At 62.9% G+C, this 13,048-nt stretch carries 13 protein-coding genes and 1 pseudogene; 6 read left to right on the top strand and 8 right to left on the bottom strand.

What is annotated here, in order from left to right; all coding sequences use genetic code 11:
• The first annotated feature begins 578 nt into the window (after nucleotides 1-578).
• Nucleotides 579-1,844, top strand: a complete 1,266-nt coding sequence (locus JF290_RS14470) for a tyrosine-type recombinase/integrase (protein ID WP_199025611.1) — start codon at nucleotides 579-581, stop codon at nucleotides 1,842-1,844.
• A 25-nt stretch (nucleotides 1,845-1,869) separates the two neighbouring features.
• Here the strand turns inward: JF290_RS14470 and JF290_RS14465 are convergent, their stop codons facing one another.
• The 6 genes from JF290_RS14465 to JF290_RS14440 form a co-directional block, all read right to left on the bottom strand.
• Nucleotides 1,870-2,469, bottom strand: coding sequence for a hypothetical protein (locus JF290_RS14465; RefSeq protein ID WP_199025610.1), 600 nt, complete (start codon nucleotides 2,467-2,469; stop codon nucleotides 1,870-1,872).
• Between the two features lie 471 nt (nucleotides 2,470-2,940).
• Nucleotides 2,941-3,606 (bottom strand): hypothetical protein, encoded by a 666-nt coding sequence (locus JF290_RS14460; RefSeq protein WP_199025609.1) that lies wholly within the window; start codon nucleotides 3,604-3,606, stop codon nucleotides 2,941-2,943.
• Between the two features lie 197 nt (nucleotides 3,607-3,803).
• Nucleotides 3,804-4,085: a hypothetical protein gene (locus tag JF290_RS14455; RefSeq protein ID WP_199025608.1), complete on the bottom strand. Its 282-nt coding sequence runs from the start codon at nucleotides 4,083-4,085 to the stop codon at nucleotides 3,804-3,806.
• A gap of 65 nt (nucleotides 4,086-4,150) precedes the next feature.
• Nucleotides 4,151-4,915: a class I SAM-dependent methyltransferase gene (locus JF290_RS14450; protein ID WP_199025607.1), complete on the bottom strand. Its 765-nt coding sequence runs from the start codon at nucleotides 4,913-4,915 to the stop codon at nucleotides 4,151-4,153.
• Nucleotides 4,916-5,063: 148 nt separating this feature from the next.
• Nucleotides 5,064-5,315 carry a hypothetical protein gene (locus tag JF290_RS14445; RefSeq protein ID WP_199025606.1) on the bottom strand — a complete coding sequence of 84 codons (252 nt, stop codon included), beginning with the start codon at nucleotides 5,313-5,315 and terminating at the stop codon, nucleotides 5,064-5,066.
• Nucleotides 5,316-5,483: 168 nt separating this feature from the next.
• Nucleotides 5,484-7,031: a winged helix-turn-helix domain-containing protein gene (locus tag JF290_RS14440; RefSeq protein WP_199025605.1), complete on the bottom strand. Its 1,548-nt coding sequence runs from the start codon at nucleotides 7,029-7,031 to the stop codon at nucleotides 5,484-5,486.
• Between the two features lie 443 nt (nucleotides 7,032-7,474).
• Between JF290_RS14440 and JF290_RS14435 the strand changes: the two genes are divergently transcribed.
• The 4 genes from JF290_RS14435 (at nucleotide 7,475) to JF290_RS14420 (ending at nucleotide 10,808) form a co-directional block, all read left to right on the top strand.
• A complete protein-coding gene (locus JF290_RS14435) occupies nucleotides 7,475-7,900 on the top strand; it encodes a nuclear transport factor 2 family protein (RefSeq protein WP_233155407.1) in 426 nt (141 codons plus the stop codon).
• Nucleotides 7,901-8,044: 144 nt separating this feature from the next.
• Entirely contained in the window at nucleotides 8,045-9,205 is a 1,161-nt protein-coding gene (locus tag JF290_RS14430; protein WP_199025604.1) for an MFS transporter, read from the top strand.
• 97 nt (nucleotides 9,206-9,302) lie between these two features.
• Nucleotides 9,303-10,157 carry an isocitrate lyase/PEP mutase family protein gene (locus JF290_RS14425; protein WP_199025603.1) on the top strand — a complete coding sequence of 285 codons (855 nt, stop codon included), beginning with the start codon at nucleotides 9,303-9,305 and terminating at the stop codon, nucleotides 10,155-10,157.
• A 75-nt stretch (nucleotides 10,158-10,232) separates the two neighbouring features.
• On the top strand, nucleotides 10,233-10,808 hold the full coding sequence (locus tag JF290_RS14420) for a GNAT family N-acetyltransferase (RefSeq protein ID WP_233155403.1): 576 nt from the start codon (nucleotides 10,233-10,235) through the stop codon (nucleotides 10,806-10,808).
• A 450-nt stretch (nucleotides 10,809-11,258) separates the two neighbouring features.
• On the opposite strand, the gene JF290_RS19610 is transcribed toward JF290_RS14420, so the two are convergent.
• On the bottom strand, nucleotides 11,259-11,819 hold the full coding sequence (locus JF290_RS19610) for a hypothetical protein (RefSeq protein WP_233155442.1): 561 nt from the start codon (nucleotides 11,817-11,819) through the stop codon (nucleotides 11,259-11,261).
• Nucleotides 11,820-11,840: 21 nt separating this feature from the next.
• Nucleotides 11,841-12,017: pseudogene (locus JF290_RS19605) on the bottom strand (recombinase zinc beta ribbon domain-containing protein); the annotation flags it as partial.
• Nucleotides 12,018-12,548: 531 nt separating this feature from the next.
• Here JF290_RS19605 and JF290_RS14410 point away from each other — a divergent pair.
• Complete coding sequence (locus JF290_RS14410; RefSeq protein WP_199025601.1) at nucleotides 12,549-12,851, top strand: hexameric tyrosine-coordinated heme protein; 303 nt, start codon at nucleotides 12,549-12,551, stop codon at nucleotides 12,849-12,851.
• The last annotated feature ends 197 nt before the right edge of the window (nucleotides 12,852-13,048 follow it).

The raw sequence follows: 13,048 nt of genomic DNA, 5'->3' as shown, positions 1-13,048 counted from the left end.
CTGGCCCCGTGACGGGTCGTGTCGGGGGGCGTTTGCAGAGATCAGTGAGCGCAGAGGCGAAGGGGTGGCGGCGAGGCGCAGAGTGGCGCAAAGGCGGACCCCTTTGTGCCACCCCTTGTTTTATTGGGTATTCGTGAGTTTTGCGGATTGGGTAGGGTCAAGCTGCGCCGAGCGGCCCGTGGTCGTGGGGGATGAGGAACTCAGGCCAAAGCCGCAAACACCTGCGAACACCCGGATTTACAGGTGATTTACCGGCATTGGCGGGCAAAGAGGGGGTGGCACCCGGCACGGCACCCGTGCCACCCATTGAATTTGTTGGAAATTTACAAAACTGGCGGGCTCTGGTGCATTGATTCCGGGTCTTTCGGCATCGTTTTGTGCCTGCCAGGGGCCACCTGTCGCGATGACCTTGACCGCCGACCACCCCGCCCAGCGCGGGATTGCCAGTAAAACAAGGGGTGGCACGAAGGGAGCGACCTTTACGCCACTCTGCGCCTCGCCGCCACCCTGTCCTCCATGCTTGTCTTGATAGAGCGGCGAAACCACGCCTCATGTCGGATGCAAGAAGGATCAGACACATGCCAGAACGCACTAAACTGACCGAGAAAGTGCTCCGCGAGGCCGTGCCCATCGTTGGGCGCGATTATCAGATTTTCGACACCGACGTGCGCGGGTTCGCTGCCTGCATCTATCGCGGCGGCGGGCGGGCGTTCACGATCGATTACCGCCATGCCGGGCGGCAGCGCCGGATGACTTTCGGACGCTGGCCGGACTGGCCGGTGTCAGCGGCACGCGAGCGGGCTAGGGAAATCCGTCGCGAGATCGACGCCGGGGCTGATCCGTTGGCCCAGCGCGTCGCGTTGCGCGAAGCGCCGCGTGTCAGTGACCTGATCGAACGCTACTGCGCCCAGCATCTGCCAAAACTGGCGGACCGCAACGCCGCAGACCAGCGCGCCTCGCTGGCCAAGCTGGTGGCCCCGGTCTGGGGTCGGAAACTGGTGACGGACATCACCCCGACCGACGTCGACAAGCTGCTGACCAAGATCGCCGAGGGCAGGGCGCGACCGCACAAGGAAAAGCCCAACAACAGGGCGAGAAAGCTGCAGCCTGTCAAGCCGACGCCGGTGCGTGCCAACCGAATGGGCGAGGTGCTGCGCAAGATGTTCACGCTGGCGGTGGAATGGGGCTGGTGCGCCGACAATCCCGCCCAGCGCTTTCACCGTCGTATCGAGACGCCCCGCGAGCGTTTCCTGTCCAAGGAGGAAATCACCAGCCTCGGCGCCGCACTGGATGCGGCAAAAGACCGGCGTGCCGCCGACATCATCCGGTTGTGCATGCTGACCGGCGCGCGGCTGGGTGAAGTGCGGCAGGCACGCTTCGAACAGTTCAACCTTGAACATCTGAGCTGGTCGAAACCACCGATGATGACGAAACAGCGCCGTGCGCATCGCGTGCCGATCTCGGACGAGACCGCCGCCATCGTGCGCCAGCGCCAGCTGTCGGTGCCAAGCGGCACACCGTGGCTGTTCCCCGGCGATACGCCCGGCCAGCCGGTGCAGGAGCTGCGGCGGTTCTGGGCGCAGATCCAGAAGCAATGCGCGCTGCAGGACGTGCGCATCCACGACCTGCGCCACACCTTTGCCTCCTTGCTCGTCAGCGGCGGGGCCTCACTGGAAATGATTGGCAAGCTACTGGGCCACAGCCAGACGCAAACCACGCTGCGCTATGCGCATCTGATGGACTCGCCTCTGCGCGCCGGTGTCGATGCCGTCGCCAGCGCGTTCCGGCCAAAGCCCCGGCTGGTTCACGATGCGGACGATCACGGCGACATAAAGTCTGCCTGACGCTGCCCGGCGTGGATCCGGATCATCATGCATCCTCTCGTCGCAGAGCGCGCCAGATCGGCGTAATCCGGCGTCGAATGCTGCGGCTGTCGGGCATCTTCCTGCCGTCCGTCTGATCCGCGAACCAGTCTTGCATCTCGGCGACCAGCTCGGCCTGGGTGGCGGGCAGCCCGTGATCAAAGATGCGCAGGATCAGGGCGATGGTCATCCCTTCCCAATCATAGGGCGAGGTCACGCCCGGTCCGCTGGGCGTGCGACGCACCATGTCGTTCTCGTCTTCGAAGGCATGCACCTCCTCAGCCTGGATCAGCATGTCGGCGACCGCAACAGGAATACCGCCTGCGGGCTCCGTGATCAGCATCCAGTCGTGGCCGGCCAGAGGCTGGATACGCCGCATGATAGCTTCAGAAGGGCCCGTACCACACCGACGAAACAGCGGCAGCAATTCCATCGGCGACAGCGCGACCTTGCCTGCAACAATTTCCTCACCACTTTGAACAGCCGGAATCCCAGTCAGGATTCGAAATCTGCCCGCATCGGCCCAGCCTGCGATGTCGGAGATGTTGCAGCCCCAGCGTGCGGAGGCCTCGTGAAGGGTGAAAAATACGCGTGGCGGCAAGGCCATGGCTGAAACCTCCTCAAAATGACCCGAGGATGATCTGAGCTCAAACCGCCTGCAGCCCGCACCTTGACGGCGCAGGATAATTGTCTGGGTGGAACGACCTGGCGGGCACTATCGCGCCTCTATCGATCGAATATTTTTTACCGATAGACCTGTTTTGCTCTTGGTTGAGGACTGCTCTCCCCACGCGTGCAACCTGCACGGGAGCATGTTTCCGAGCAAGAGGGTCACACGCACGAATCTGTGGATAACGAAGGTGACGCGGTGGCACTTTCAGCATCGGCGTTATGGCCGTGCAAGCGGCTGTCGTTCCGGCGGACTCCAGCCATTCGCCGCGGACGCACACTCACCAGTCAGATTCGCGAAAGCGGCCATTTCCCATGCGGGCCGCAGGTGCGTTCTTTCGCCCTGGTGCTTGGTCAGCCCGTTTTGGACATCCCCAATTGATCCGGACATTGGCGTATGGTCTTGGGATCAGGCACTAAGGATAACGACGGCCAGCGGGACGGGTGATACCGCGATCGCGAACGCAAGGAATGTTAGCAGCGGGGCGAAGAGGCCGCTCATCCCGGCCAGAAGAGCGATTCCGCCGCCACCGCCGATCAAGGCGTTGCCGGGAATGTTCAAGACCAGCGCGAGGGCCACGTAACGGCGGCGGAGCTCCAGCGCCATGATGCCGGGCGGGGCATCTTCGAGGAGCATCGTCAGCCGTTCGTCGCGCGACAGAGAGGCAGCGCGCCTGACCAGATAGGCCGCGCGGCGCACTTTCAGGATCGCCAGAACGCGCGCGAGCGCCGTCATGGGCAGCATCCGGCCCCGCGTATATGAAAGCGACAGCGCGAGGACCGTCGCCACATAGACGAGCGGGGCAATTGCCGCGCCGAATGCAGTCAGCATCGCCAACCCGATCTCCACGCCCGGCACGAAGGGCACGGCGAGCAGCGCAACGTAGGCGATCGCGCCGATCATGATCATGTTGTGAACCTGCTGCTCGTTGGCGGGCATGACTTGCAGGTTCAATGCATCGCGAACGATATGAGCACACCAGGTCGCAGCGACAATGAAGCTCAGCAGCGCGGCAATCCGCAGGAGGACACGTGCCGGGCTCCCAGGCGACGGCGGCGTCGAATACTCGCTCATGTGTCGGCAACCGGGTGTGCGAAGGGCGTGGTCGAGCCCTCGCCGACGACACCGATCTGGCGCGTCCAGTACCACCGCCGCGTGGTCCACGTCCGCTCGAAGCGCACCTCGTCCCCTTGCACGGTGCCATACCAGACGACGGTATGCGGGGCATCGGGGCATCGGCTCGTCGCCGTGAAGTGGATGGTGTCGCCCGTCTACTTCGTTTCGTAGTCCGCCCAGCCGAAATCGCAATATAGCTGGCACTTCGCGGATTGGAAGCGTTCACCCATGAAATGCAGTTCGTCACGCAGGACTTCGCCGGATCCCAGGATTGTATCGACGGTATGGAACACCCGCCCATCCAGCGCGCTGCCCGCCTGCCATGGCCCTTCGGGCACAGCGAGATCAGGGATGTCCCCGTTCATTACACTGACCGCGCCGGTCGCAGCACCTACGACGACTGCGCAGAGGGCGAGGGCCTGCAAAATGGGTGTCAAGATTGTCTCCCTCTGCTGATACCGAGGACAGCGTCATCGATCGGCCGCTCCCGGATGCGTGCGGGTCAGACCGTGGCGACGAGATAGCGGGCGCGCGCGCTGAAGCCTATGCTGCCATCTGGCTTTCGGAACGGCGTGAGGAATTCGGTCATGGCCGCGACAAGCGCGTCCTCGCCGGAATGGTCCGCGGCCTTCGCGGCCACGCCCGACGAGGCCAAGCCCCGCAGCGCCGTTTCGAGATCGGGGTAGTGCCACGGCGTATCGACGTCGATCACTTCGACCGGCGTGAGGCCGCCCGCTTCGGCAAAGCCACGCAAGGCGGCCTCCTCCGACAGCGCGAAAGGGCCGCAGGCGCCGGGTGGCGGCGGCAGAAGCGGCTTCAGGGCCGCGACATGCCCGGCTGCCTCCATGCCCGCGGGCTCGCCCCAGGTCATGATGACGATCGTCCCGCCGGGACGGGTCACGCGTCCGGCCTCGCGAACTGCCTGGCCTGCGTCGCCGGCATACTGGAACGAGTTGAACCCGGTGACGAGATCGAAGCTGTCGGTGTCCCAAGGCAGCGCCTCCAGATCACCCTGACGGAAATCCCTGCCGGGCGTGCGTTCGCGTGCGATCTCCAGCAGGGCCTCGGACGCGTCGAGCCCGGCGACGGTTGCGCCGAGCGATGCCGAGAGCGTCGCGGCCATGCCCGCACCGCAGCCGGCATCGAGATGGCGCGTGCCTGGCCCGACCTTCGCATGGGCCAGAACCGCGTGGAAGGCGGCGGCGAACTGCCCCTCCTGCACCTCCGCCCAATCGCGGGCGCGCGCGCCCCAGAGCGGGCCGTTCACTTCCGATGTACCCTTTGGCCTCGTTGTCGAAATTTTTTTCTCCACATAGGTCCCGCTGTCCGTCGTGGGCCGGCTCAGTCGATCTGTCGCGGCGTGTGCCCGCGGGCCGCCGCGAGACAAGGCGACACTCGGCAGCAGCCCGATCTGGTCACTTCAGGCCGATGCGTGCAGGCCTTGCAGCGAGGTCGCGCGGCGCCGCGGCCGCCGCTATCGTCTCGCCCGTCTTGCACTGCCAGCGGGAGACGATCAGCTCGGCATGGGTTTCCTTCCACTGGGCGATTTCCGCCTGGGCGCCCATCATGCAGGCCATGGGTGACACATCGGCATAGACGGGAATGTACCGTTCCCCGCACTCTTCGGGGCTGGACACGAGGCAAGCTGTCAGGACGATATACAGCATGAGATGTTTCCTTTCTTGCTGGCCTGTCGAGTCAAGCCCAAGGCGGTCGTTCCCGGCGGCAAGTGCCTGCGAATTTCTCCGCGACACGGTCGCGCAAGTCAGCTGTCGCCTGTCTCGATGGTTCGCGGCTATACGAAGGCCTAAAAAGTTCTAAAGCTTGGGGGGCGTTCAGCGCAGCGCGTCGGCGGCTTGCGGCGGCGCGAGCCCGGCCGCGATGCGGAAAAACGTGTGTGCGCGCGTGAGATAGTCCGGGTTCGCGCTCAGCCAGCGGCCGGACAGGCGCGCTTCGACCAGTTTGGGTGCGATGCGCTGGACCCTTCGGAAGGTCTCCGCAGCCTTTTCGATCTGGCCCAGGCCGACATAGGCGATTGTGCCGAGGATCAGCGGCGTGGTCCCGTTCGCGGACTCTGCGAGCGCCGCTTCGGCGCACTCGGCCGTTGCCGCGTAGTTGCGCGCGGCGAACTGCGCGAAGCCCAACGCGCAGAGCATAGAGCCGCGGGCCGGATCGCGCGGGCTGCGCCGAATGCCGGCCTCGGCGAGAGGCACGCCGATATCCGCGTTCCCGTTGATGGCCTCGTAGATGCCCAGCCAGCACAGCGTCACGGCGCAGTTGGGATTCATCTCGTGCGCCTGCCGCAATTCGGGCAGGCCTGCCGCGACATCCTGGTTCATCAGATGCAATTGCGCGCGAAGCCGCCGCGCCTGATGATCCGTGGGCTCGATGGCAATGGCGCGGGTTGCCGCGTCGATGCCCGTTGCCAAAGTATCCGGGACGCTGTCGGTCGTGCCGTGATAGACGTGCCACCAGGCCACCCAGGCGAGAACCCGCCACGCGAGGGCCGACGCGTCGTCGCGCGCCAGGGCCCGCCGCGCCAGGTCCTCGGCCTGATCACGGAGCCCCCGGTCATACGCCATCTCGCCGGACGAGATCACCGACCAGCCCTGTTGCGCGAGACCGTGGGCGGTCAGGTCATCCGGGGCAATCACACGGATTCGCTCGGCCTCTGCCCGGTCGATTTGCGGCGAGAGGCAGGTGACAATTGCGCGGGCGACACGCGCCTGCGTCTCGAAATGATCCGCCATGTCCCGGTCGAAGCTTTCCGCCCAGACATGCCCGCCATTGGTCGCATCGATCAGCTGCGCCGTGACCCGGACGCGGTCCGCACGCGCCCTCACGCTGCCTTTCACGACATAACGCACGCCCAGCTCGAGTGCTATCGCGCGCAGGTCGCGCGGTGTATGCCGGTAGGCGAAGGCGGAGTTGCGGGCGACCACGAACAGGTCGCGGAAGCGCGAGAGCTCTGTAGTGATGTCCTCCACGAACCCGTCTGCGAGCCAGTCGAGGTCGGGGTCGCCGCCCAGCATGTCGAAGGGCAGCACGACGACAGATGGCCTGCCTGGCAAGGCAAGTGCCGTTGCATCGGGCAAGACATCGAGTGCGAAGTGCAAGCCGCGCCCGGGCACGGTGACGATCGCGTCCGCGCCCAGCAGACGGCGCAGATTGGCGACCTGCACGTTCAGATTGTTGTCGCCCACGATCGTTCCGGGCCAGACGGCCTGCATGATCTCGTCCCGCGACACGATTCTGTCGCGGTGCATCACCAGCATCTCCAGAAGATCGAAGGCGCGTGCCCCGACCCGGACGACGTCAGGCCCGCACAGAAGCTGCCGTTTCCGGCGGTCGAGAATGAAGTCATCGAAACGGTATTGATCCATGGGCCCGGAAATGGAAACGGAAGTCGAGAAATAGTATGCACCTTATCCGCATTTTCTTGGAACGTCCCGCGGCAACTGAGATGCGACGCAATTCCCGATCGCTGCATGCCGACGCGGGCGACACATCCGACGCGCCACGGCACCCTTCAAGAAGGTCGAGCACATGGCGCCGACCTTGGTCAATACAGGGCCTTCCGGACGTTGGCTAAGTTCGAACCCCAATTAACTTGCGCGTGCCGACATGTTCTTTCGCTTCGCCGCGGGTCTTGCGCCACCCGATGACGCGAACGCTCTACGATAGAAGCGCGCTTGCGCAGGTTTGGCCGCAGGTCTGACCCGCCGGATTTAGATATTTTTAGCCGGTCTTGTAGCGAGTGCCGCGCAAAACTGCCCCATTGGAAAAAGCTGCCACAGTTCGCGGCCACCTGACAGGAAGCGACACGATGAACAAGACCATGACTATGACCGACACCGCCGCCGCGTTCTTCGACACCATCGAGACGGGCAAGGGCTGGGCCGCCTGCGCGCCTTTCTGCACGCCGGGCGCCACCTTCTCCTGCCAGTCGGACGCTCTGGCTGAGATCGGCACGATCGAGGCCTATGCCGGCTGGATGGAGGGTCTGCTGAAGCTGGCGCCGGACGGACGCTATGACATGAAGGCCTTCGCGGCCGACGAGGCGCGTGCCACGGTGCTGGGTTTCGCGGTGTTCCACGGGACCCACACGGACGAAGGCGGGCCGGTGCCGCCGACCGGGCGCAGCGTGGCGGCCGACTACGTCTATGCGATGAGGTTCGACGGCCCGAAGATCCAGCACATGACCAAGATCTGGAACGACGCCCAGTCGATGCGCGCTCTCGGCTGGACCTGACGCCACCGGCGCGGGCGGCCAAGCCGGCGCCCGCACGTCGCAGATGCCGCCGCAGCGGCCCATGTTGCGCGCGCTCGTCTGCCTGCGACACACCGCGGAAAGCCTTTCATCTTTTCATTGTCTTTGAGGACATTTCTCTTGCCGATGCGATGGATCATTCTTTGTGTACTTTTCTTCGCCCGAACCGTGATGGCCATACAGTTCCAGTCCGTGGCGGCGTTATCTCCATTCATCATGGATAGCCTGGCGATTACGCTGACGGAAATCGGTCTTCTGATCGGTCTCTATCTGGGACCGGGTATCATTGTCGCGGTTGCCGGCGGTGCCGTCGCGACCTGGTTTGGTGACAAGCGGACCGTCATTGCAAGCCTGATGTTCATGGTCATTGGTGCCGTGATGATGATGTCTGCGTCAACCCTCGGATGGGCAGTCGCCGGCCGGGTGGTTTCGGGCATTGGCGGCGTTGTCATCAACGTTCTGATGACGAAAATGGTGATTGACTGGTTTGCTGGGAAGAATGTCTCAACGGCGTTGGCGATCTACATCGGCTCCTGGCCCGTCGGGATCGCTCTCGGTTTGCTGATACTCCCGGCGCTCGCCGCCAGCGCGGAGGTGCAGTCTGCATGGACCGCGCTGACGATCTTCACAGTCATGGCACTTCTGCTTTTCGCGTTTGTCTACCAGACTCCAGTTGGTGCCACGACAGCCGACACACGTATCAACATCACTACCCTCCCATGGACGCCCCTGGCATTCGCCGCACTATTGTGGGGCCTCTACAATGCAGCATTCGCGATGATCTTCGGGTTCGGCACACTCGTTCTCGGAGAACGTGGCATGTCCATCCCCAATGCAAGTTCCGCCATCAGCTTCTACATACTGGCGGCAACGTTAACGATTCCAATTGGTGGATGGCTGGCAGATCGAACGGGACGGGCAAACCTGCTCATATTCGTGAGTCTCGTCGGGGCCATGCTGGTATTTCCAGCGGTTCTCTATCTGCCCGACAGCTTTTTGATTGTGGCGCTCGTATTGGGCGGCCTGTTGGCCGGATTGGCTCCGGGTCCCATTGTAGCCATGCCCGGCTTCATCCTGCGACCCGAAACGCGTGCCTTTGGAACAGGCGTCTTCTATTCGATCTACTACCTGCTAATGATGATTGCCCCGGCGCTGGCAGGTGGAATTGCCGATCATGTGGGCGATGTAAACGTGGCATTCGTGCTGGGTTCTGTCATGATGCTGCTTGCAATCCTCGCGCACCTTGCATTCCGGCAAACGGCTTCGGCACCGCCGGTCGCAGCATAGCGAGGAATGGCCATGCGCTCATGGTTCAGGATTGTGCGCAGTGCGGCGAAGGCTGGCTATCGATGGTGAGCCTGCACCGAACTGGAAGGGGGCTGCCGTGCGCCGAGAAGAACTGACAGAGCCATTCCGTGCGCTGCATGTCCCGGGCAAGCCGGTCGTGATGCCCAACCCTTGGGACATTGGCTCGGCGAAAGTGATGGCGCGGCTTGGCGCGCGGGCGCTGGCGACAACATCGTCCGGACACGGATTCACGCTGGGGCTTGTCGATGGCGGTCAGATCTCGCGACAGGTGGCACTGCAACACGCAGCCGATATCTGCGACGCTGTCGATGTGCCGGTGAACGGCGATTTCGAGAATGGATTTGGTGACAGTCCTGAGACGGTGGCGGATACCGTGCGACTCGCAGCGGAAGCCGGTCTGGCCGGCGTGTCGATCGAGGACACAGCCCTCCCGACGAAAGATTCCTATGCCTTCGATCTCGCTCTGGAAAGGATCGAGGCGGCAGTTGCCGCAGCCCGTGCCGCAGGAATTGTGTTGACGGCGCGCGCTGATGGCTGGCTGCTGCGCAACTATGACCAGGCCGAGGCACTGCGCCGCTGCCAGGCTTTCGCCCAGGCAGGGGCCGACGTGCTCTACGCGCCGCTCGTCGATGTGGATACGACCCGCGCGCTGGCGGCAACCGGGGTGCCGGTCAACGTTCTCGCCGCAGGCGACATGCGCGACCTGACGGGGGAAGAGATCGGCGCGCTCGGCGCGGCCCGGATTTCCATCGGTGGAGGACTCGCGCGCGTCATGCAAAAGGTGATCATCGACGGGGCCCGTACAATTCTAGAACGGGGCGATTTCACGATCCTGAAGGAGGCCGCGAGCGCCGCTGATGTGGATGCGATGTTGACCGATGAGCCGCCGGGTTCGCAGTACCGAGGAGAACAGAAGCTCTCGGAAACATGACGCCGCATCACATCTTACAGGCCGAAAACCACTCCGACTGACTTTTGCACCCGAAATGATTGGAGAAAACAGCCCATGACCAAGTCCGTATTTGTGGCCGAGCCCTCCGACATGGGCGCGATTGCCGCTGTCATGGACAAAGGGTTTCATTCGGACCCAACCGTGATCTGGGCATCATCGACCGAAGAGGACTTCCTGGCACTTCATCACAAGTTCGTCGAAGTGTGCGCGCGCCCAGCCTTCGAGCTGGGCTGCGTCCATGCGCTCAGCGATTTCGCCGGCGCGGCAATCTGGTATCCGCCTGGAGTAGGCATCGATGAAAGCGAGTTGGCGACTGTCTTCAAGACAGCCTCGCGGCCCGACAGGATCGAGGAATTCTTCCAGCTTCTCGAAGCCTGCGAGCAATACAGGCCGGCTGAACCCTATTGGGAGCTCGAGTTGATTTCCACCGACCCGATGTTCCAGGGGCAGGGGCTTGGCGCGACGCTGCTGGAGCACGGATTGGCGATCTGCGATGGTGAAGGCGCGCCCGTTTATCTCGAGTCGAGCAATCCAGCCAATCTTTCATTCTACCGCCGGCACGGCTTTGAGCTGTTGGCGGAAATCCAGTTGCCCGGATCTCCGAAACGCTTTCCGATGTTGCGAAAGTAAAGGAAGTCCGCTCGGTCCCGCAACTTTCAAATTCACGAACCGCGCACCGGAAGCGGGATATCTCCGTTCGGCGCGAGGACCAATGTTTACGCTTTGGTCTGCTTGCCGTCTTTTTTCGATTTGACGCGAACGGCAACTGCGTCCCGAGACTGCCCCGTTCACAGGTGGCTCGATCTCGCGCTTGCAGCGAATGTCGGTTCTGATGAGCCGCGCAGCGACGGAGCGACCCGGGGTGAAGGTTCGGACTGGGCCGAAAGCGATTATTATCAGTGCATCATCGATCAGCTTACATCAACGCCACATCAACCTGCGACTGCGCGTTTCACGATGGTTTTGCCGGTAAATCCGTGCGAGTGCTGATGCTTGCAAGGGTGAAAATAACGCCCAATCAAAGGCTTGGCAGCCAAGCGCTTGATTTTCATAAGCTATTGGAATCGCGAGAATTTCGGCTCATAACCTGAAGGTCGTAGGTTCAAATCCTACTCCCGCAACCAACGATTTCTGCGAAAGCAGGTTGTCCAAAGCCTCGGCCTCCGAAAGGAAGTCGGGGTTTTGCTTTCCGGCTGCAAAGCGCAGGATCGCCCCCAGGTCGCCGCGAAGGACGATGGAGAGTTCGCCGTTCTCGGGCACGAGGGTGATTTCATCAACGAGTGACCGAAGGACGTCGACGGCGGCGCCTCGATCTTCCTCGGATTGCAGGTTCTCGCAGAGCTTGGCGATCCGATCCTGAAACATCTGCGCCATGTTCGGGTGCAGCAATGGCGGCGGCTCATCGGCATTGTCCAGAAGCTCGATCAACTGCGACTTCCTCGCCTCCAGCTTCTCGGCCTTGTCTTTAAGCTTTGCTGGCGGGAAGCGCTGAAGAATGGCATCGACCATCTTGTCGAGCTCTTGGTCAACCTTCTCGAGTTCGCTCCTGCAGCCGGCCAGGTCGGCTCCGCGCTCGATCCGGAGCCGATTTACCTCGCGCGTGAACTCGGAACAGAATTCATTGAACAGTTCCGGCGACATGAGATGCTTCCGAAGGCCATTCAAGATCGACGCCTGCAAGGCATCCCGACGGATGTTCAGACGGTTATCGCATGTGCCCTTGTTCCGCGACGCTGCGCAGCCAAGCAGGTCTTTCGAGATCAGGGAGTACCCACCACCACAGCAACCGCACTTGATGAGACCGGCGAAAAGGTGCTTCGGCCGCCGTCTATCGTTCATCGGATTGCTGCCTGTCGGCGACGTATCAAACGAAAGGCTCTTTTGCCTTTTCTTCACTGCGTCCTAGAGATCTTGGTCCACAATCCGAAGGTCCGGGACCTCCTGGACAACCCACTCACTTTCCGGGTTCGGGCGGGAGACGCGCTTACCGGTGTCAGGATCCTTCATGTAGCCTGCGCGCCCGGTCGCTGTCCAGACCAAGGGCGCGTTTCTGCCTTTTTCTCTCCGTTAAATAGGCATTTACAATGCGTATTGAGGCGCCTAGGCTGAAACGGCCCTGCGGAAGTAACTCTCGTGATCCGAAGACGCCCCGAAACACCAGGACGTGTCACGCATCGGCCGCAGCCGGCGCCACGGCAGACCGCGAATGCGCTAGAGACTGCGTATGCGCTAGGCCCCGGCGCGTTCCGCATCTGCGCCGCCACCAACTCGGTGCGGCGCCCGATCTGGCCGTGACCTGAACCGGGCGTCCCGCCGCGCCGGTGGAACGCCTCCTCTCGAAAGCGATTTGCCACAGGAAAGGAAACACCCATGAAAAATCGTATACTCACACCTGCATTGCTCGCGCTCGCCCTGACCGCCACGCCCGCCCTCGCGCAGGACAGCGGCGACAGCTGGCTGCCCAGCCTTCTGACCGAGACACCGCAGGAGGGCTTCGACCTCGCGGTGACCATGGCGCGCAAGGGGGTCACGACCACGCAAGGCGACAAGGATGTGCTCTTTGCGGTCCGCCCGAATTACGCCAGCGATCCCCAGAGCCTGATCGATGTCTCCGGCGTCATCGCGATGTATTTCGCCACTGTCGCCCAGGCGAACGACCATTGGGAGGAGTGACCGCCCTTGAGATCTGACGACACCTTCCGCCCTCTCTGACAGGCGCCGCCTCGCCCGCACTCCTTGCCGGGCGAATGGGACCTGCGCCTGGACCGCGGGCTTCGACCTTGTGGAGACCGGGCGCTACGATCTCAACCGCCCCGCGAGCCTCGAATACGACCGGACCTTCTGAAGGCTCTGGATCGCCAACGAGGGCC

Source organism: Sedimentitalea arenosa, assembly GCF_016428585.1.
Lineage (GTDB): Bacteria > Pseudomonadota > Alphaproteobacteria > Rhodobacterales > Rhodobacteraceae > Sedimentitalea > Sedimentitalea arenosa.
This window is presented reverse-complemented; position numbering and strand designations above follow the sequence as displayed.